The 17551-nt window shown below is 54.9% G+C and carries 20 protein-coding genes and 1 pseudogene; 6 read left to right on the forward strand and 15 right to left on the reverse strand.

Annotated elements, in window-relative coordinates:
- Nucleotides 1–23: 23 nt before the first annotated feature.
- Complete coding sequence (gene nadK, locus SOM48_RS20630; RefSeq protein ID WP_023480522.1) at nt 24–902, reverse strand: NAD(+) kinase; 879 nt, start codon at nt 900–902, stop codon at nt 24–26.
- A 122-nt stretch (nt 903–1024) separates the two neighbouring features.
- Between nadK and grpE the strand changes: the two genes are divergently transcribed.
- Nucleotides 1025–1621, forward strand: a complete 597-nt coding sequence (gene grpE, locus SOM48_RS20635) for a nucleotide exchange factor GrpE (protein WP_023480606.1) — start codon at nt 1025–1027, stop codon at nt 1619–1621.
- A gap of 33 nt (nt 1622–1654) precedes the next feature.
- Here the strand turns inward: grpE and SOM48_RS20640 are convergent, their stop codons facing one another.
- Together SOM48_RS20640 and SOM48_RS20645 are read right to left on the reverse strand one after the other, a co-directional pair.
- Nucleotides 1655–2941, reverse strand: coding sequence for an HlyC/CorC family transporter (locus SOM48_RS20640; protein ID WP_076769071.1), 1287 nt, complete (start codon nt 2939–2941; stop codon nt 1655–1657).
- 16 nt (nt 2942–2957) lie between these two features.
- A complete protein-coding gene (locus tag SOM48_RS20645) occupies nt 2958–3746 on the reverse strand; it encodes a cytochrome C assembly family protein (RefSeq protein WP_023480617.1) in 789 nt (262 codons plus the stop codon).
- A gap of 168 nt (nt 3747–3914) precedes the next feature.
- Between SOM48_RS20645 and ffh the strand changes: the two genes are divergently transcribed.
- From ffh to rplS, 5 genes are all read left to right on the forward strand, one after another.
- Nucleotides 3915–5276 (forward strand): signal recognition particle protein, encoded by a 1362-nt coding sequence (gene ffh / locus SOM48_RS20650; RefSeq protein ID WP_023480583.1) that lies wholly within the window; start codon nt 3915–3917, stop codon nt 5274–5276.
- Nucleotides 5277–5533: 257 nt separating this feature from the next.
- Nucleotides 5534–5782, forward strand: a complete 249-nt coding sequence (gene rpsP / locus SOM48_RS20655) for a 30S ribosomal protein S16 (RefSeq protein ID WP_023480584.1) — start codon at nt 5534–5536, stop codon at nt 5780–5782.
- Nucleotides 5783–5800: 18 nt separating this feature from the next.
- Nucleotides 5801–6349 carry a ribosome maturation factor RimM gene (rimM, locus tag SOM48_RS20660; protein WP_023480523.1) on the forward strand — a complete coding sequence of 183 codons (549 nt, stop codon included), beginning with the start codon at nt 5801–5803 and terminating at the stop codon, nt 6347–6349.
- Nucleotides 6350–6379: 30 nt separating this feature from the next.
- A complete protein-coding gene (gene trmD / locus SOM48_RS20665; protein WP_023480607.1) occupies nt 6380–7150 on the forward strand; it encodes a tRNA (guanosine(37)-N1)-methyltransferase TrmD in 771 nt (256 codons plus the stop codon).
- 41 nt (nt 7151–7191) lie between these two features.
- Nucleotides 7192–7539, forward strand: a complete 348-nt coding sequence (rplS, locus tag SOM48_RS20670) for a 50S ribosomal protein L19 (RefSeq protein ID WP_006178051.1) — start codon at nt 7192–7194, stop codon at nt 7537–7539.
- A 159-nt stretch (nt 7540–7698) separates the two neighbouring features.
- Here rplS and SOM48_RS20675 read toward each other — a convergent pair whose 3' ends face one another.
- The 12 genes and pseudogenes from SOM48_RS20675 to SOM48_RS20730 form a co-directional block, all read right to left on the reverse strand.
- Complete coding sequence (locus tag SOM48_RS20675; RefSeq protein WP_054804241.1) at nt 7699–7893, reverse strand: ogr/Delta-like zinc finger family protein; 195 nt, start codon at nt 7891–7893, stop codon at nt 7699–7701.
- An 81-nt stretch (nt 7894–7974) separates the two neighbouring features.
- A complete protein-coding gene (locus tag SOM48_RS20680; RefSeq protein ID WP_320512919.1) occupies nt 7975–9114 on the reverse strand; it encodes a phage late control D family protein in 1140 nt (379 codons plus the stop codon).
- A complete protein-coding gene (locus SOM48_RS20685) occupies nt 9114–9563 on the reverse strand; it encodes a phage tail protein (RefSeq protein WP_076769068.1) in 450 nt (149 codons plus the stop codon). The genes SOM48_RS20680 and SOM48_RS20685 overlap by 1 nt, the downstream gene beginning before the upstream one ends.
- On the reverse strand, nt 9560–11422 hold the full coding sequence (locus SOM48_RS20690) for a phage tail tape measure protein (protein WP_320512920.1): 1863 nt from the start codon (nt 11420–11422) through the stop codon (nt 9560–9562). Before SOM48_RS20690 ends, SOM48_RS20685 begins: the two co-directional genes overlap by 4 nt.
- A complete protein-coding gene (locus SOM48_RS20695; protein ID WP_034813568.1) occupies nt 11415–11534 on the reverse strand; it encodes a GpE family phage tail protein in 120 nt (39 codons plus the stop codon). Before SOM48_RS20695 ends, SOM48_RS20690 begins: the two co-directional genes overlap by 8 nt.
- A gap of 32 nt (nt 11535–11566) precedes the next feature.
- The gene (locus SOM48_RS20700; protein WP_042713148.1) at nt 11567–11848 is read right to left on the reverse strand and encodes a phage tail assembly protein; all 282 of its coding nucleotides are present in this window, start codon (nt 11846–11848) and stop codon (nt 11567–11569) included.
- 62 nt (nt 11849–11910) lie between these two features.
- Nucleotides 11911–12429, reverse strand: coding sequence for a phage major tail tube protein (locus tag SOM48_RS20705; RefSeq protein ID WP_023480575.1), 519 nt, complete (start codon nt 12427–12429; stop codon nt 11911–11913).
- 11 nt (nt 12430–12440) lie between these two features.
- A complete protein-coding gene (locus tag SOM48_RS20710) occupies nt 12441–13622 on the reverse strand; it encodes a phage tail sheath protein (RefSeq protein ID WP_288883398.1) in 1182 nt (393 codons plus the stop codon).
- A 163-nt stretch (nt 13623–13785) separates the two neighbouring features.
- The gene (locus tag SOM48_RS20715; RefSeq protein ID WP_315080258.1) at nt 13786–13977 is read right to left on the reverse strand and encodes a hypothetical protein; all 192 of its coding nucleotides are present in this window, start codon (nt 13975–13977) and stop codon (nt 13786–13788) included.
- Between the two features lie 998 nt (nt 13978–14975).
- A pseudogene (locus SOM48_RS20720) lies at nt 14976–15518 on the reverse strand (phage tail protein); the annotation flags it as partial.
- A gap of 201 nt (nt 15519–15719) precedes the next feature.
- Nucleotides 15720–16316 carry a tail fiber assembly protein gene (locus SOM48_RS20725; RefSeq protein ID WP_320512921.1) on the reverse strand — a complete coding sequence of 199 codons (597 nt, stop codon included), beginning with the start codon at nt 16314–16316 and terminating at the stop codon, nt 15720–15722.
- Complete coding sequence (locus SOM48_RS20730) at nt 16316–17419, reverse strand: phage tail protein (RefSeq protein ID WP_320512922.1); 1104 nt, start codon at nt 17417–17419, stop codon at nt 16316–16318. The genes SOM48_RS20725 and SOM48_RS20730 overlap by 1 nt, the downstream gene beginning before the upstream one ends.
- Nucleotides 17420–17551: the final 132 nt, after the last annotated feature.

Genomic DNA, 17551 nt, shown 5'->3' on the forward strand with positions numbered 1-17551 from the left:
CAGTAAAGCCCTGCAGCCTCTTTTCAGAACAATTTTTTTGACCAGCCAAGCTTGGAGCTTAACGTGTTGAAATAGCTGTAATCTTTAGGGTGGATGAGATTCAGATGATAGTCACAGCGGCGGATGAGCACATCTTCGCCTTCCTGAATCGGCAGCGCGATCTGGCTGTCGCAGCTCACTTCAAGGTCGCTACGGCGATGGGAAAAACGCAGGCGAATGGTGCTGCTGCTGTTAATCACCAGCGGACGCGCCGAGAGGGTATGCGGAAACATCGGCACCAGCGTAATGGCATCCAGCGAAGGGGTGAGGATCGGGCCGCCCGCTGAGAGCGAGTAGGCCGTGGAGCCAGTTGGTGTGGAGATAATCAGGCCATCCGAGCGCTGGGAGAAGGCAAAAACTTCATCTATATAGACTTCAAACTCAATCATGTGCGCCACTTTGCCAGGGTGCAGCACCACTTCATTAATGGCAGTGCTGATGCGCTTCTGGCAATCCTGCTGGCACACCTGTACTTCCAGCAAAAACCGTTTCTCAGCGATGTAGTGACCCTCAAGCACATCGGCCAGTTGCTGCTGCGCATTATCGGGGTCAAGATCGGTCAGAAAGCCCAGATTGCCGCGGTTGATGCCAATCACTTTGATGTCGTAACGCGCCAGCGTGCGCGCCGCGCCAAGCATATTGCCATCGCCGCCGACCACCACCGCCAGATCCGCTTGTTGCCCAATGTCCGCCAGCGTACCGGTTCTCACATTCGCGAGTTTCAGCTCATGAGCAATACGCTGTTCAACCATCACGTCATAGCCTTTGGCATGCAGCCAGCGGTAGAGCATTTCATGTGTGGTGAGCGCGGTAGGGTGGCGCGGGTGCCCGACAATACCAATACACTTGAAATGTTGGGTCATTTTCTGCGGGTCCTTGTGGCGAATGAATGATGACAATCTGACTTGTTCCCTTGAATCCAGGAAACGGATCCCCATAATAATGCAGGTTAGCGAGATGATTGCAAAAAAACGCGGAGAAATTCATGAGTAGTGAAGAACAGAAAACGCCTGACGGGCAGTCCCCGGAAGAAATTATCAAGGAACAGCACGACGACGTTGAGGCGGTAGTTGAGCCTGACGAAGCGGCTGAGCAGGTGGATCCGCGCGATGAGAAAATTGCGAATCTGGAAGCGCAGTTAGCAGCAGCGGAAACCCGCGAGCGCGAGACGGTGCTGCGTATCAAAGCGGAGATGGAAAACCTGCGTCGCCGTACCGAACTGGATATCGAGAAAGCGCACAAATTTGCGCTGGAGAAGTTCATCAATGAACTGCTGCCGGTCATCGATAGTCTGGATCGCGCGCTGGAAGTGGCTGACAAAGAGAACGCCGAGATGGCGCCGATGGTCGAAGGTATCGAACTGACCCTGAAAAACATGCTGGATGTAGTGAAGAAATTTGGTGTTGAGGTGATTGCCGACACCAACGTTCCGCTGGATCCAAATGTGCATCAGGCGATTGCGATGGTCGAGTCGGAAGAGGTCAGCGCCGGCAACGTGCTGGGTGTGATGCAGAAAGGGTTCACCCTGAATGGTCGCACTATTCGCGCCGCGATGGTTACCGTCGCCAAAGCGAAAGCATAAAACGAAAACCCTCTCATGATGAGAGGGTTTTTTTTACTCTGTAACGCTCTCCCGCAGCGCTTTAACCGGGATCACTTTTACCTGCTTAATCATGTTCTCCTGCACATCGAGAATATCGATATCATACTGCTCAATGCGCACGCGCGTGCCTGCCGCCGGGATCTCTTCTAACTCTTCAAGCACCATGCCGTTGATGGTCCGCGCTTCATCTTCCGGTAATCGCCAGTTAAAGGCTTTGTTCAGCTCGCGAACGCTGGCGCTGCCTTCAATAATTACCGAACCGTCGTTCTGCGGCGTCGCTTCATCTGCCAGCGCAGGCGACATAGACGTGGTGAAATCCCCGACAATCTCTTCAAGAATATCTTCGACCGTCACCAGCCCCTGAATGTCGCCATACTCATCTACCACCAGGCCGACTTTCTTCTTATTACGCTGAAACTTCACCAGCTGAACACTGAGCGGTGTGCCTTCCGGCACATAGTAAATTTCATCGGCAGCGCGCAGCATCACCTCTTTGGTGAACTCCTTTTTCTCGGTCATCAGGCGATAGGCTTCACGCACGCGGAGCATGCTGATGGTGTCATCCAGTGAGTCGCGATAGAGCACAATGCGGCCGTGCGGCGAGTGGGTCAGCTGGCGCACAATCGATTTCCAGTCATCATTGATATCGATACCGACGATCTCATTGCGCGGCACCATGATGTCATCAACGTTGACCTTCTCCAGATCGAGAATCGACAGCAGCATATCCTGATTGCGGCGAGAAATTTTAGAGCGCGACTCGTGAACGATGGTGCGCAGCTCCTCTTTACTGAGTGCGCCGCTGACCACCACATCGGCTTTAATGCCAATCATACGCATCAAAATACGCGTCACGCCGTTCAGCAGCCACACCAGCGGTAGCATGATGATTTGCAGCGGGCCGAGCAGCAGGCTGCTGGGAAAGGCGACCTTTTCTGGATAAAGGGCAGCGATGGTTTTTGGCAGCACTTCAGAAAAGACCAGCACTACGAAGGTCAGCACACCGGTAGCGATGGCAACCCCGGCGTTGCCGTACAGGCGCATACCGACAATAGTCGCCAGCGACGAGGCGAGAATATTGACCAGGTTGTTGCCGATCAGCACCAGGCTAATCAGGCGATCGGGCTTACGCAGCAGCTTTTCGACGCGTTTGGCCGCACGGTTGCCCTGTTTGGCCATATGGCGCAGGCGATAGCGGTTGAGGGTCATCATGCCGGTTTCTGAACCGGAGAAATAGGCTGAAACCACGACCATGATGATAAGCGTAATAATCAGCGTCGTGGTGGAGATGTGTTCCAGGGGGAACTCCTTTGCTTTAACTTACGAAATGTTGCAGGACGCGGCTGCCGAAATAGGCGAGCGTTAAAATACCGGCTCCTGCGACGTTGAACCAGACGACGCGGCGACCGCGCCAGCCTTCATGATAGTGGCCCCACAGCAGGACAATATAGACAAACCAGGCGATGATCGAGAGCACCGCTTTATCGATATTTTCCATGCTGAACAGGTTTTGCATGTAGAACAGGCCGGTGCAGAGCGTCAGCGTCAGCAGCACCACGCCGACCTGGGTGATATGAAACATCTTGCGTTCAATCACCAGCAGCGGCGGCATTTCATTGCTGAAAGCCAGTTTTTTATTCTTCAGCTGATAATCGATCCACGCCAGCTGGAGCGCATACATGGCCGCGATAATTAAGGTGGCGTAGGCGAACAGCGACAGGCCGATATGCACCATCATGCCGGGCGTGGTTTCCAGATGCGTGATGAACTCATTCGGCATGAAAATGGCGAAAGCGAGATTGATTAACGCGAACGTATAAACAATCGGCAGCAGCAGCCAGCCGCGGTTTTTCGAGGCAACAATGGTCATCACCGTACAGATCATCAGGCTGACCAGGGAACCGACGTTCAGCAGGCTGAGATTTTGACCGCCATCATCAGGGAAGATGCGCTCTTTCAGCGCGAAGCCGTGGAATATAAGCGCAAGCACCGCTGAAAAGATGGCCATTTTGCGCCAGCCGCTATTTTTTTGTAACAAGCTGGGAACAATCAGCGCAATGCTGGTTGAGTAGGCAACAAGAGCGATCAGGGCAAAAACGGGCATAGGCGTGTCGACAGTTGACTAAGAGAGAAAGAGAAGCAGTATAACGTTACGTGACCCAGCCTCCAACAGTTCCATCACATACAGCCGCGATGTCTTCATGCTATACTGCGGCGAATTTCTGTTATGCGTCGCGCTGGCGGCCAATCGTATCACCTCAGGCGAGAGACAATGTTTGATAATTTAACCGATCGTTTGTCGCGCTCACTGCGCAATATCAGTGGCCGTGGACGCCTCACTGAAGACAACATCAAAGAGACCCTGCGCGAAGTGCGCATGGCGCTGCTGGAAGCTGACGTTGCGCTGCCGGTAGTGCGTGACTTTATCAACCGTGTGAAAGAGAAAGCGGTTGGTCACGAAGTCAACAAGAGTCTGACCCCGGGCCAGGAGTTCGTCAAAATTGTGCGCAACGAACTGGTTGCCGCGATGGGCGAAGAGAACCAAAGCCTCAACCTGGCGGCGCAGCCACCGGCAGTGGTGCTGATGGCGGGCCTGCAGGGTGCGGGTAAAACCACCAGCGTTGGTAAGCTCGGTAAGTTCCTGCGCGAGAAGCACAAGAAGAAAGTGATGGTCGTCTCCGCGGACGTTTACCGCCCGGCGGCGATCAAACAGCTGGAGACGCTGGCGCAGCAGGTCGAGGTCGATTTCTTCCCCTCTGACGTCGCGCAAAAGCCGGTCGACATCGTTAACGCGGCGCTGAAAGAGGCGAAGCTGAAGTTTTATGACGTGCTGCTGGTGGATACCGCCGGTCGTCTGCACGTTGATGAAGCGATGATGGAGGAGATCAAACAGGTTCACGCGGCCATTAAGCCCGTTGAGACGCTGTTTGTTGTCGACGCCATGACCGGTCAGGATGCCGCCAACACGGCAAAAGCCTTTAATGAAGCGCTGCCGCTGACCGGTGTCGTGCTGACCAAAGTGGACGGCGATGCCCGCGGCGGTGCGGCGCTCTCTATCCGCCATATCACCGGTAAGCCGATCAAATTCCTCGGCGTCGGTGAGAAAACCGAAGCGCTGGAGCCGTTCCACCCGGATCGTATCGCGTCGCGTATTCTCGGCATGGGCGACGTGCTGTCGCTGATCGAAGATATCGAAAGCAAAGTTGACCGTGCGCAGGCTGAGAAGCTGGCGAACAAGCTGAAAAAAGGCGACGGCTTCGATCTGACCGACTTCCTTGAGCAGCTGCGCCAGATGAAAAACATGGGCGGTATGGCGAGCCTGATGGGCAAGCTGCCGGGCATGGGCCAGATCCCCGATAACGTTAAAGCGCAGATGGATGACAAAGTGCTGGTGCGTATGGAAGCGATCATCAACTCGATGACCTTCAAAGAGCGCGCCAACCCGGACATCATCAAAGGCTCGCGCAAACGCCGCATCGCTGCAGGCTGCGGTATGCAGGTGCAGGATGTAAACCGTCTGCTTAAACAGTTCGACGACATGCAACGCATGATGAAGAAGATGAAGAAGGGCGGGATGGCGAAGATGATGCGCGGGATGAAAGGGATGATGCCGCCTGGTTTCCCTGGCCGCTAAAACAAGGGTATAAGGCTATCTTGTTTGCCATTTTGGCCCCGGGGTGTGCTCGAAATGCTCACGTACCACGTGTACGCTCCGCTTTCTGCGCGCACGCCGGAACCAAACTGGCTGCACCGACATACGCCTTATTTCCCTTGTTTGCTTTATCTTGATTGCAATTCCCCCCAAAATCAGTAAAATTTTCGGGCTTTTAATATGACACCAGGCTCCGTTCCTCGATGGGGCCGGGTGTTTTATTCACACAAGAGGATGTTATGGTAACTATTCGTTTAGCTCGTCACGGCGCTAAAAAGCGTCCGTTCTACCAGGTTGTTGTTACTGACAGCCGTAATGCACGCAACGGTCGCTTCATTGAGCGCGTTGGTTTCTTCAACCCGATCGCGTCTGATAAAGAAGAAGGCACTCGCCTGGATCTGGATCGTATCGCACATTGGGTTGGCCAGGGCGCTACCGTTTCCGATCGCGTTTCCGCGCTGATCAAAGAAGCAAAGAAAGCAGCTTAATCTGTCACGGTGGTCATGATGAGCAAGCAACAAACCGCATCGGCCCCTGCTGAGCCAATTATTGTTGGCAAACTGGGATCTTCTTACGGAATTCGTGGTTGGCTCAGAGTGTTTTCCTCCACCGAAGACGCCGAAAGCATTTTTGACTATCAGCCCTGGTTTATCCAGAAGGCGGGTCAGTGGCAGAGCATTGAGCTGGAAAGCTGGCGCTACCACAATCAGGATATCGTCATCAAGCTGAAAGGCGTTGACGATCGCGATGCCGCGAATCTTCTGACGAATTGCGAAATTCTCGTTGATTCCGCGCAGTTGCCGCAACTGGAAGAGGGTGACTACTACTGGAAAGACCTTATGGGTTGCCAGGTAGTGACTACTGAAGGTTACAGCCTCGGTAAAGTCATCGATATGATGGAAACCGGGTCGAATGACGTTCTCGTCATCAAGGCAAACCTGAAAGATGCGTTCGGTATCAAGGAGCGGTTGGTTCCGTTCCTCGATGGGCAGGTTATCAAGAAAGTCGATCTCGCTACTCAAACCATTGAAGTAGATTGGGATCCTGGTTTTTAAACCTCCGGATATACGGTAAAAGACGGCGCTATGTGGATTGGCATTATTAGCCTGTTTCCTGAAATGTTCCGCGCGATTACCGACTACGGGGTAACTGGCCGGGCAGTAAAAAAAGGCCTGCTGAGCATTGAGAGCTGGAGTCCACGTGACTTCGCTCATGACCGGCACCGTACCGTGGACGAACGTCCTTACGGCGGCGGACCGGGAATGCTAATGATGGTGAATCCTTTACGGGACGCCATTCACGCAGCGAAAGCCGCGGCGGGCGAAGGCGCGAAGGTGATTTATCTTTCGCCTCAGGGACGCAAGCTTGATCAAGCGGGCGTGAGCGAACTGGCTACCAATCAGAAACTGATTCTGGTGTGCGGTCGCTACGAAGGGATAGATGAGCGGGTAATCCAGACCGAGATTGATGAAGAGTGGTCTATTGGTGATTACGTGCTCAGCGGCGGTGAGCTGCCAGCAATGACGCTGATTGACTCGGTTTCCCGGTTTATTCCGGGGGTACTGGGCCACGAAGCTTCAGCAACGGAAGACTCCTTTGCTGATGGATTGCTGGACTGCCCGCACTATACTCGTCCTGAAGTGTTAGAAGGGATGGAAGTACCGGCGGTTTTACTGTCGGGAAATCATGCCGAGATACGTCGCTGGCGTCTGAAGCAGTCGCTGGGCCGCACCTGGCTTAGAAGACCTGAACTTCTGGAAAACCTGGCTCTGACTGAAGAGCAAGCAAGGTTGCTGGCGGAGTTCAAAAGCGAACACGCACAACAGCAGCAACAGAAACATGATGGGATGGCTTAAGCCCTCCAAATATCAGTTTACCCAGGATAAGAGATTAAATTATGAGCAACATCATTAAGCAAATTGAACAAGAGCAGATGAAGCAGGACGTACCTTCCTTCCGTCCGGGTGATACCGTGGAAGTGAAAGTATGGGTTGTTGAAGGTTCCAAAAAACGTCTGCAGGCATTCGAGGGCGTGGTTATCGCTATTCGTAACCGCGGTCTGCACTCTGCATTCACTGTTCGCAAAATTTCCAACGGCGAAGGCGTTGAGCGTGTCTTCCAGACTCACTCTCCGGTAGTTGACAGCATTGCTGTTAAACGTCGTGGTGCTGTACGTAAAGCTAAACTGTACTACCTGCGTGAGCGCACCGGTAAGTCTGCTCGTATTAAAGAGCGTCTTAACTAAGATAGCGCACGCGCTACATCCAAAGCGTGTTATAGAACAAGGGGTTAGCGTAATGCTAACCCCTTTTTTATTGACTGTGGCGGCAGAGTGGCGGCAGAAAAACGGGCGATCTACAGGCATAAAAAAAGCCTGCGGATGCAGGCTTAATGAGGTGCGACGTTAGCGCAGGCTGGCAGGCGAAGCGGTGGGCGCTGCCACAGGCCGGACAATATAGCGTGCCAGCGATTCATGAGTGACAAACGTACAACCACACTCAACGTTCTGGCACTGGTGATAACGCTCTTTGGTTTCGGTACTGAGGTAGCGGCTTGAGCGCGCATGCGCGGCCTGCTGGCATACCGGACAATGCATCATAATGGGGTCTCCTTCGTGTTTATGCTAGCTATGATAGCCTCCAATCTTGCAAATACAAATTAAATAATGCATTTGTGATTTTTATTTTGCTTCATACTCAACATCATTGATGCGAACCTCCAGCTCCACGCTGCTGACAAAACCCTGCGTGTTCATGGTATGGGTCACTTTTTTGACGACCCACATCCTGGCGTTAATCACATTTTTGAATCCAGTCACTATCACCGGCGTTTCGGGACGCAGGTCTGCTCTGCCCTGCGCAAGGGTAATTGAAAATTTCGCCGCGTTGCGCTGGATCTCGCTCCATTGGGCTTCAGCTGCCAGCTTCGCCTCCTCTTTATTCGCGAACGTCGTGGATAGAATCAGAACGTTTTCTTTTGAGCCTGCTGTGTAGTCTGTCGGCTCGCTTTTCCCATTTGAGGCTGCCTGGCTACTGACCGCCTGCGGATGGGAAATCGGCGTGACCTTCTGTTGCGATGATGTTCTCTGTAGCTGAATCGTGTTCTGGTTTTTTGGCATGGCGGTATCTTGCCAATGCGCCGTGACGCCAGAGTAGTTGATGCGATCGGCAACCGAGAAATCATGGCTGTCGCCATCGCTACGGGCTATCGTGGCGGAGGGCATTGTTTCGCCGCCTACTACGCACATGCCCGGGACGATGAAAAACAGTTTGCCCGATTTGACGGCGATCTCGGCACCGTTACGCCGCGCCAGGCGCGTCAGAAAGTTTGCGTCGGACTCATTCGACTGATCGATATGCGCAATCTTAATCTGCGCCAGCGAGGTTGGCAGACTGGTGTCCAGCTTATTACGTTTAGCAATCTCCTCAACGATGGCGCCGAGCGTCGTATCATGCCAGGAGCTATCCTGTGGGCTGTTCAGGCTGCCGCGAAAATCTGCGCTTTTAGCGGTGACGCTAACCTGATCCGGTGTGCCTTTGTGGCTGACCTGGTCGACAATAAAGGAGCCCATTTCAGTCAGCGCAGCACTCTGCCAGCCGATGGCCAGCGTAATGACATTGCTCCGCTCTGGCATCTCGATTTGCCCGTCAGCATCATCAAGTGTCAGCGTAAGCGTATCCGCTTCGAACCCCCGGTTATCCGTCACCGTCAGGGCAATCAACCGGGACTGAATATTGCCCGTAATATCCTTCTTCCCGAGCTTTAATGAAAATGCCGGCGTTTTTACCCGTGCTAAGCCGTTTGTGAATGCATTAAGCATCAGAACCTCTCCAGCATGTTGGTCGCCAGCTGCTTACCCTGGTCATAAATATCGCCAAACATCGCTTTCAGCGACTCATCGACGCGGGTCAGCTTCAAGGTGAAGTTGATTTTGCGCGGCGATCCGTCCGGGTAAAAAAGGGTGCCGGTTTCGCTGACGCTATTAATCACAAACATCCCGTAAATCATGCCCGTGCCATCAATCAGCGGCCAGGCTTTGCCCTGTTCCGCCATCAGACGTACCGCCGAAAGTGACAGCGTGCCGCCGGTAATCTCCGGGAAGAGTTCGCCACTGATAGTGATGGTGTCGTTTTCCGGCCCGGTGTACTGAAAGGCGTTGCGTTTACCCATGCGCGCGTTGCTGGGCCATCTGAAGGTGCTATCGCGTTGCATGGTTTGATAGGGCAGCGTCTGCCGCATAAATACAAAAAGCCCAAGTGCCAGCATCATGAGGCAAATCCTCCTGCCGCGCTGAATTGTGAAAGGGAGTTAGTGCGTTTCTCCTGCTCGTGCTGCGCCAGCAGATCTCTTAACTGGCGCGTGCCATCGCCGCCGGATGACATATCTCCCTGCAGAGTGATGTTGTATTCGCTCTTGCTTTGATCGACATAGGATCCGCCGGTCGCAGGGCGCGCCGCCTGATAATTGTCTAAGCGTGGAGGTTGCACCATGCCAAACGCTGCACCGCCAGTGGTCGGTTGGGTTTGCTTATCCGGGCTGGCATCAGCGGATTGTTTGTTAATAACGCCAAGCTTATCCAGCAACCAGGTGACGCCCTCGATCAGCAGTTTTAGCGGTTTGAAAGGCAGTGTCAGTGCCTCAACCAGCAGTTGACCGAAAATCTTTCCGGCGTTACCGAAGCTCTCAAGGGTTTGCTGGCTGGATTTGACGGGGGTGAGCAGATCGCCGAACCACCCTGCAATGTTACTTATCACCTGGCCGATACCTTCGAAAAGCGGCTGGAACGGCGCAAACAACTCGGCAATCGGGGCAAACGCCGTTTTGATGCCTTCAATCACGCCGCCAAAGAAGGCACTAACCGGCTCCCAGTACTTATATATCAGCAGCGCAGCTGCCGCGATGCCGGCAATAATGGCGATAATCGGTAGCGTGAGTGAGCCAATAACTGCCGCTATCCCGCCGAAAATAGTGGTAAATACGCTGCCGAGCGTCGTCGCGATGGTGATAAGCGTGCTGATGCCGGTGAACACCGGCGCGATAACGCCCGCCACGGTGCCGACGGCACCCGCGATGCCCACCACGACCGTGGCGATAAGCCCAAAACTCTGCACCAGGCCCTGATTATTTTGCACCCACTCTTGCAACTTCCCGACGTAGCGGGTCGCAGTCTGCACCAGCGAGCGCAGGGATGACTCCTGGGTACTGAAAATATCAACGCTCAGGGACTGATAAGCCGCCTGCAGCGCCTCAAGATCGGTACCCAAGTTGCCGACACTGCCCTGCATCGCCGCGGCGGGGCCGGCAGCGCTATTCTGCAGTGCTGCGACCGCCGTTCCCGGAGCTCCGGTACTGTTTTGCAGGGTAGCAACGGCTGTTCCCGAGCCATTTTGCAGCGTAGCGACCGCTGTTCCGGAGGCGGGGGTACTGTTCTGTGCACCGGGCTCTGCGTTATCGGACGCCGCAGCCGGCGCAAGCGGGCTGTTTTTCAGCGACGCTTCATAGCCCGGCTGCATAATTTTTTTGCCGAGTTCAAAGCCGGTGGTGGCAATCGACTTGCCTCTCTCGCCAATGGCGGAGACCTTTTCGCCCGCACCCAGAATGCGCTGCTGCACGGCCTGGATTTTTGCCGCACGTAGCTGGCGCTTCTGGTGCTGCTCCTGTTTGAGCGCCTGGCGTTGGGTGATCAACTGTGCCGACTCATCGCTGATACGGCTATTGAGCTGGAGTCGTGCGGATAACGGCGTTCTCGCCTCAATACCGGCTGTCTTCAGGGAGGTCTTATTAGCTTTGATCGTTCTGCGCAGGGTAAGACGTTCCTTTTTGAGCGCTTTCTCCGACCTGGGTTTTCCGCTCCAGGGATCGATAATCGCTGGCGCTGCTGTGCCGTTGGCGGCATTTTGCCTGTTCTGTTTGATGTCGCTCAGCTGCGCATTGACGGAGGCAAGGGCTTTTTCCGCGCGCATGATGTCGTCGACCTGCGCAAGCTGGGTGTACAAGCCGCGCAGGTTTTTCTCCGTTCCTTTCACGCTGTCAGACAGAGAGAGACTCTCTGTCTGCAACGATTGAAACGGGCGCGTCGCCTGATCAACAGCCGTGAGCAATTCCTCTAATTTTGCGCTGTTACTCATATCTGTTTCCGCTTCGCTGTAGCGCTTTCTCGCGCCAGGTGATGAGTTCTGTCAGGCTCAGGGGGTAGAGTTCTGACGGCGGCCAGTGAAAGATCACCGCGATATCCGCCATCAGATCGTCAACCGACAGAGAGGCCGGAAAAGTTACTGTGCCGAAGCCGGTGACAAAAAACCGACCACCTTGCCCGCCAGCGCAACCATATCGACCAGGTCGAGAGCACCTACTTCCTGCTCCGTCAGCGACGGGGAGGTGATGCGCGGCAGCACTTTGATCAGTGCGTCGACATCGGCGTTCGCCACCGACGCCAGGCTCAATCCGCGCAGCGTACCGGCGTTGGGTTTCATCAGCGTCACGCTGTTAATCAGCTGCTCACCGCGCTTAATCGGCGTTTCCAGGGTAATCACGTTGTCAGTTTCGTTGCTCATGGCATCCTCACTCTCTTCTTCGCGGGAAAAGGTACCCGGCCAGCAGGCTGACCGGGCGGTTGTTACAGGCCGATGTTACGGCGGTGCTGCTCAAGGCGATCGACGCCGTTCACTTTCTCCACCATGTTTACGGTGTCGATTTCCACCAGCTCCTTGCCATCCATCGTCAGCTTGAAGTAGCTGCAGACCACGGAGATTTTGGACTCGGTATCTTCGCCCGGCTTGTTCTCACCGGTGTCGATCTCTTTCTGACGACCACGCATGACCACTTCAACGGCAACCGTCTCGCCGGTGTCGTCGCGCTGGTAGGAGCCGGCAAAGCGAATCGGAACCGCATCCGCGGTGGTGGCACCATAGAGTTCCCAGATGGCAGCATCCGGGAAGCCGCCCAGCGACCACTCCATCGACAGGGCTTCGTCATCGAGACCCATATCAATCGGCGCCACGCCGTTCATGCCTGCGCCACGGTAGTTCTCCAGCTTGCGGGTCAGCTTCGGCAGCGTGATGGATTTGGCGATCCCCTGATAGCTAAAGCCATTGAGGAACACGTTCATATATTTAAGTTTTCGCGGCATTGCCATCTATCTGTTCCTTACTTGCTGTTAACGGAGGAGACCAGGTTCGCCAGATACTTATCCGTGATGCGCTGGCGCAGGGTCAGGTTTTCCAGAGGCGGCACCGGCGTATAGTCGTAATCGATATAGAGCTTGCCCGCCTTCAGCGATGCGGCGTCGTTAGCCTCTTCATCGAACCAGCAGGTGGCATCGATGATGTAGCCATTGCTTTTCAGTTCGCGGAATTTGGCATTGATGCCGTCGATGATGTCGCGGATCAGCGATGCGGTGATCGGTTTGTCCACTGCCCACATATGCGCATCAGCCATGGTGTCGGCAATCACCTGCGCGGTGCGGGTGTAGTTTTCAAACAAGAACAGCGGATCGTCGGAGCAGGTGCGGTTGCCCCAGAAACGGAAGCCATCTTTGCGAATCAGCGTGGTAACGCCCGCTTCGTTCAGCAGATCGGCATCGGTGCCCGACTCCTGCAGATCCCAGAACACCGGGGTGCTGATGCCGGTAACGCCATTGACGCCGACATTGGAGAGGGTTTTATGCCAGCCGGCGGACTGGTCGATCGCCGCACGCATACCCAGCGCGCGAGCCGTCGAGTAAGCCACGGCGGAGCTGTTGCTGGCGGTATCCCAGGCGAGGAAATCCGGCCAAATGACCATCAGTTCGCGCTGGCTGAAGTTTTCGCGATACTTGATCGCTTCAGAAATGGTTTTACAGCCCCAGGCGCTGACATAACCGAAGGCGCGCAGCTTCTGGCAGATCGGTGCCAGCGCGGTAGCGACTTCGAGGCTATCGAGACCCGGTACGCCAAGAATGCGCGGTTTCACGCCGGTCACCGCTTCGGCGGTCAGCAGCGCTTTCAGGCCGGTATATTTACCGTTTTCGTCGGTGGTGCCGATGATGTTGGAGAGGGTCTGCGCCTGCGCATCCTCACCGCTGCCTTCGGCAACACGAACAACAACAATCACCGGTTTCGCCTGGTCGGCAATCGCCTGCAGCGAAGCTGCCAGCGTGCCTTGTTTGCCCGCTTTGGCAATCGCGCTCTGCACGTTGGTGATCAGAACCGGTTCATTGAGAGGGAACATCCCCGCGTCTGCATCGCTGGCGGTACAAACCATGCCGACAATGGCCGTTGAGACTGTGGAAATGACGCGCGTGCCATCGTTGATTTCGACGACCTGAACGCCATGATGATAATCACTCATCCGTTTAACTCCGTGGTGTTGGGGTGAGTGCTATTTTCGAGTGTCTGAAGAGCGGGTGCGAGCGGAGAGGATTGGCTAAAGGATGGCACAACCGGTGATGGCCTGTAGGATGCATAATATAAAACGCCGTGGGTTTTCCACGGCGTCGTTGTCATGTAATTCACTATTTGAGGTTAAAGGGCGGCATTCCATCGCTCTCCGGCGCAGTAAAATTATGTCCGTCATATAACCAGCCCGGGCTTACCGGAACGCCGGGATGGATAACATCCCCCGCGTCGGGTTTCCATGCAGATTGCCCATCCCATTCGACGATATTTGTCACGACACCTTTTTCAACTACTGCATAAATTGCCATTACGCGTACTCCCAAACAATTACGTAACCTGAAGTCCCTGCATTACCGGTTTTTGCCTTCTCAGCTTCATTACTTACCAGCCCATCACCACCCATACCGTATCGCCCCAGCGGCGTGGGTGTGGTCGCCGTAAAATTACTGCCCTGACCGACGGCTACTACAGTCGGCCAGGGGGAACTGATGCCATAAAGGGAGTAAAGAATACCGACCCCAGTAGGCTGGGCAGAGCCTGTTGCACCACCGTTGTTAAAGGGCGGCAAATTTGAGTACCCCACGCCAGAGCCTTTGCCGCCAGGGCAAATCACCAGCGAGCCAAATGAAGTTGTTCCGCCATTGCCACCATTGCCACCTGCGCCGCCATTAGGCTGGCCACCGGAGCCGATAGTCACATTAACTGAGCTGAAACCTGCCGTAATAAGCGCTTTTGCATACGTACCGTTTGAACCTGCTGCGCTAATCGCATTCTCACCTGTGCTGGTTGCGGTTAGATTGCCGCTTGCGCCGCCCGCGCCCGTCTGTTCAACAATAATCCAGCGGGTTCCCGCCGTAGGCGTGTAGATCCCAGAAGTAGTTATTTTTCGGAAATTCAATAAACGTCCGGGGATAGAATTGAGGCCAAGGTATTCCACCATCTCACCGGCGTTATTTTTGCCAATAAGTTGGCGCCCTGCCGGGGTGGTATGTGTAAAGTCAAGAAGAGGATTCCAGCCGGAGAAATCATCACCGGAAAGCGCTGCGGTCGCGATTTTTCCCGACTTGCTTACGGCAATAAACGTGACTTCACCGCCTTTGTTTTCTGAGTGCCGCATGGCCATGACATCGAAAAACTCGCTGTCAAACTCCGGCTCGTTAGTGTAAGTGCCAGGCGATGTTGCGGTGTAGATCAGACCCTGCGTATTGCGGATATGAAAGGGGATGTTATATCCGGCCGGCAGTGTTATCCCTGTAACGCCCTTATCCAGCTTCTTCTCCAGTTCGGCTGCCATTGCTTTCACAGATGCATACTGCGCATGTGGGTTATCGGTAGCCAGGTGTTTTTTCATTACCTCATCAGCATAGACCTGTACTCCAAGCGCTCTGTCATCGACATACTTGCGAGTCGCCAGCACCACCGCCGGGTCGATCTTCAGGCTCACCGCCGAGGTAGCAGAGACCACCAGCGCCATACGCAGGGTTTGTGTGCGGGCGCTGCCCTCCAGCAGAAGCGGTTTATAGGTCTCCGGGCAGTTAGCAACGGCAATCAGCGTGCCATCGGCGTCATAAAGGCCGATTTCGCGGATCCAGAAACCGCCTTCATTCTCGGGGATGACCTGTTCGGCGATAATCTGGTTCGCGTCACCAGGGTCGACGAACAGCATATTCAGTGGCGCAATACGTTTCTGGTTAACCAGCTTCGTTTGTGCGGGATCGGGCGTTGGCAGGCTGCCGTTACCGTCACCGGTGGCCATATGGGTCAGCTTCAGCTGCGTGCCGAGCGCGGTGGCGTTCGCAAGCTTCGCGGTACCTTGGTTAGTCAAAATGGCAAAATATTTCATAGTCAGGCGTTCACTCTCAGGTTTGCGATTGAGTAAACGCTATTGTCGTGGGCGCTCTGGGGAAGAGGCTATCGAATGCGGTTGGCTGCCAGGCGGGACAACCCAACGGAAAAAGCCTGATGCGGCGTCGCGTTATCAGGCCTGAGGATGTTGTAGGCCGGGTAAGCGCAGTGCCACCCGGCAAAACGGGCCGCAGCCCGTCATCTTTTATTGCGGTTGTTCAGGCCAGGCGATATCGGGCGCGGTTGCCGTATCGACTTTCTGCAGCGCCTGAATGTAGCGCATCCAGGCAATAAGTTGCGTTTTATCATCATCGCTGATGATGCCGAGTTGCAGTTCGGTCTGCCACAGGCTGATGGTGTTTTTCGCATTGTTGAGCAGACGGATTTTGGTCTGCTCTGCCTGCGCGATTTGCGCGTCCTGCTGGGTGGCATCATCCGTTACCCAGGCGCTGCCATTCCAGACGTCATAGGGGGTGGCGGGGGCAAGCGGGGTGACATCGTCCGGGTAGTCGCCCAACTGCGTCAGCGTCTTTTTCTCGCCGGTGATTTTGTCATACACCTCGCTGCCGCGATGGTCGGGGGCATACTCCCAGCCATCCAGCGCTGCGTTGCGGCGTACTGCAAAACCCGATTTCGCTGCTAAAGGCTTATCAAGCGTGGAGTTCGCCGGAATGCCGACGCCGACGGCAAGATACTCGACGGTGCTGCCAAGGCACTCGCGGCTCAACGCGTCAAAGTTATAGACGGTGACAGTGCCCGCCTGGCTGGCCAGGTGATTTTCGTTCAAAATTGCGGTGGTCATTATGCGGCTCTCACAATGTAGTTAAAGGCAATGTTGCGTGGACGGGTGCTGCCATAGCCTCCGGCAAACCCGCCGGCATCTATATCAGCTGCGGCATCATGGGTGACAAAAAGCGCATTCATCACATTTGCATAATCGCTTTTCATCACAGGGTCTAATCCGAAGTCACTCCTGGCAGTGGCCACGTTGTCATTGGCATGAATTGGGCTTGCCAGGTTTACCGAGCTGAGTGAAGGATCGTTGATATTAATGGTCCCTTTCTGCCAGCTTAGTAACGCACGTGCAGGATCCACATTACGTCCTGCATCCCAGCCGCGAATAAACTCGCCGCGCAGATCCGGCACTAAACCGGCCGGGTACGCTGCCGCCAGGCGCGGAAACTTTGTTTTGTCGAACGTGGCGCCGTTGCAGATGAGCCAGCCTAGTGGTGGCTCCGCGAGTGGCCAGGCGACCGGTGCACCGACCGGCAGAATGTAGACATCACTTGCCACGACATCATGCACATATTTGGTATTGGCAATCTGCTGACCGTAGTTACCGATCGGCGTATCCGGAACCTTCGGGATGCCCGTAAAGGTTGGGCTGGCGAGCAGCGCATATTGCGGGTGCGGATTGGCGGCCTTGAGGTGGTTATCAAGTAGCTCATCAGCGTACTGGCGGGTGGCCAGCACCACCGACGGATCGATTTTCAGCGTCACCGCCGCCGTTGAGGAGACGACCACCACCATACGGATGGTCTGCGTGCGTCCGCTACCCTCCTGCAGCTGCGGTTTATAGGTTTCCGGGCAGTTCGCCACCGCAATCAGCACGCCAGCATCGTCATAGAGGCCAATTTCACGGATCCAGAAGCCACCTTCGGTTTCCGGAATCACCTGTTCAGCAACAATCTGGCTGCTATTTTTTGGGTCAATCGAGAGCCGGTTTAGCGGCGCGATACGCTTCTGGTTAATCAGTTGGGTCTGCGCCGGATCGGGCGTAGGTAGCTGGCCATTGGCATCGCCAACGGCCATCTGCGTCAGGTTGATTTGCGTGCCCAGCGCGGCGGCGTTGGCAAGCTTTGCTGCCCCCAGGTTAGTCAAAATAGCGAAAAATTTTGCGGTCATGCATACGCTCTCAGGTTGTTTGTTGAGAAGTGAACGATGGCGATATTTTCCGTTCAGCCGCAGGCAAACACCATTAAGGGGCGTTGGTTGCGAACTCACACAACAGGGCGGGCAAAAAAACGGGCGATGCCC

Source organism: Kosakonia sp. CFBP8986 (assembly GCF_034044935.1).
Taxonomy (GTDB): Bacteria; Pseudomonadota; Gammaproteobacteria; order Enterobacterales; family Enterobacteriaceae; genus Kosakonia; species Kosakonia cowanii.

Excerpts from the sequence above, each read along its gene's own strand:
- nadK (WP_023480522.1), bottom strand. The coding sequence starts at position 902 with ATGACCCAACATTTCAAGTGTATTGGTATTGTCGGGCACCCGCGCCAC.
- grpE (WP_023480606.1), top strand. The coding sequence starts at position 1,025 with ATGAGTAGTGAAGAACAGAAAACGCCTGACGGGCAGTCCCCGGAAGAA.
- SOM48_RS20645 (WP_023480617.1), bottom strand. The coding sequence starts at position 3,746 with ATGCCCGTTTTTGCCCTGATCGCTCTTGTTGCCTACTCAACCAGCATT.
- ffh (WP_023480583.1), top strand. The coding sequence starts at position 3,915 with ATGTTTGATAATTTAACCGATCGTTTGTCGCGCTCACTGCGCAATATC.
- rpsP (WP_023480584.1), top strand. The coding sequence starts at position 5,534 with ATGGTAACTATTCGTTTAGCTCGTCACGGCGCTAAAAAGCGTCCGTTC.
- rimM (WP_023480523.1), top strand. The coding sequence starts at position 5,801 with ATGAGCAAGCAACAAACCGCATCGGCCCCTGCTGAGCCAATTATTGTT.
- trmD (WP_023480607.1), top strand. The coding sequence starts at position 6,380 with ATGTGGATTGGCATTATTAGCCTGTTTCCTGAAATGTTCCGCGCGATT.
- rplS (WP_006178051.1), top strand. The coding sequence starts at position 7,192 with ATGAGCAACATCATTAAGCAAATTGAACAAGAGCAGATGAAGCAGGAC.
- SOM48_RS20675 (WP_054804241.1), bottom strand. The coding sequence starts at position 7,893 with ATGATGCATTGTCCGGTATGCCAGCAGGCCGCGCATGCGCGCTCAAGC.
- SOM48_RS20680 (WP_320512919.1), bottom strand. The coding sequence starts at position 9,114 with ATGCTTAATGCATTCACAAACGGCTTAGCACGGGTAAAAACGCCGGCA.
- SOM48_RS20685 (WP_076769068.1), bottom strand. The coding sequence starts at position 9,563 with ATGATGCTGGCACTTGGGCTTTTTGTATTTATGCGGCAGACGCTGCCC.
- SOM48_RS20690 (WP_320512920.1), bottom strand. The coding sequence starts at position 11,422 with ATGAGTAACAGCGCAAAATTAGAGGAATTGCTCACGGCTGTTGATCAG.
- SOM48_RS20695 (WP_034813568.1), bottom strand. The coding sequence starts at position 11,534 with ATGGCGGATATCGCGGTGATCTTTCACTGGCCGCCGTCAGAACTCTAC.
- SOM48_RS20700 (WP_042713148.1), bottom strand. The coding sequence starts at position 11,848 with ATGAGCAACGAAACTGACAACGTGATTACCCTGGAAACGCCGATTAAG.
- SOM48_RS20705 (WP_023480575.1), bottom strand. The coding sequence starts at position 12,429 with ATGGCAATGCCGCGAAAACTTAAATATATGAACGTGTTCCTCAATGGC.
- SOM48_RS20710 (WP_288883398.1), bottom strand. The coding sequence starts at position 13,622 with ATGAGTGATTATCATCATGGCGTTCAGGTCGTCGAAATCAACGATGGC.
- SOM48_RS20715 (WP_315080258.1), bottom strand. The coding sequence starts at position 13,977 with ATGGCAATTTATGCAGTAGTTGAAAAAGGTGTCGTGACAAATATCGTC.
- SOM48_RS20725 (WP_320512921.1), bottom strand. The coding sequence starts at position 16,316 with ATGACCACCGCAATTTTGAACGAAAATCACCTGGCCAGCCAGGCGGGC.
- SOM48_RS20730 (WP_320512922.1), bottom strand. The coding sequence starts at position 17,419 with ATGACCGCAAAATTTTTCGCTATTTTGACTAACCTGGGGGCAGCAAAG.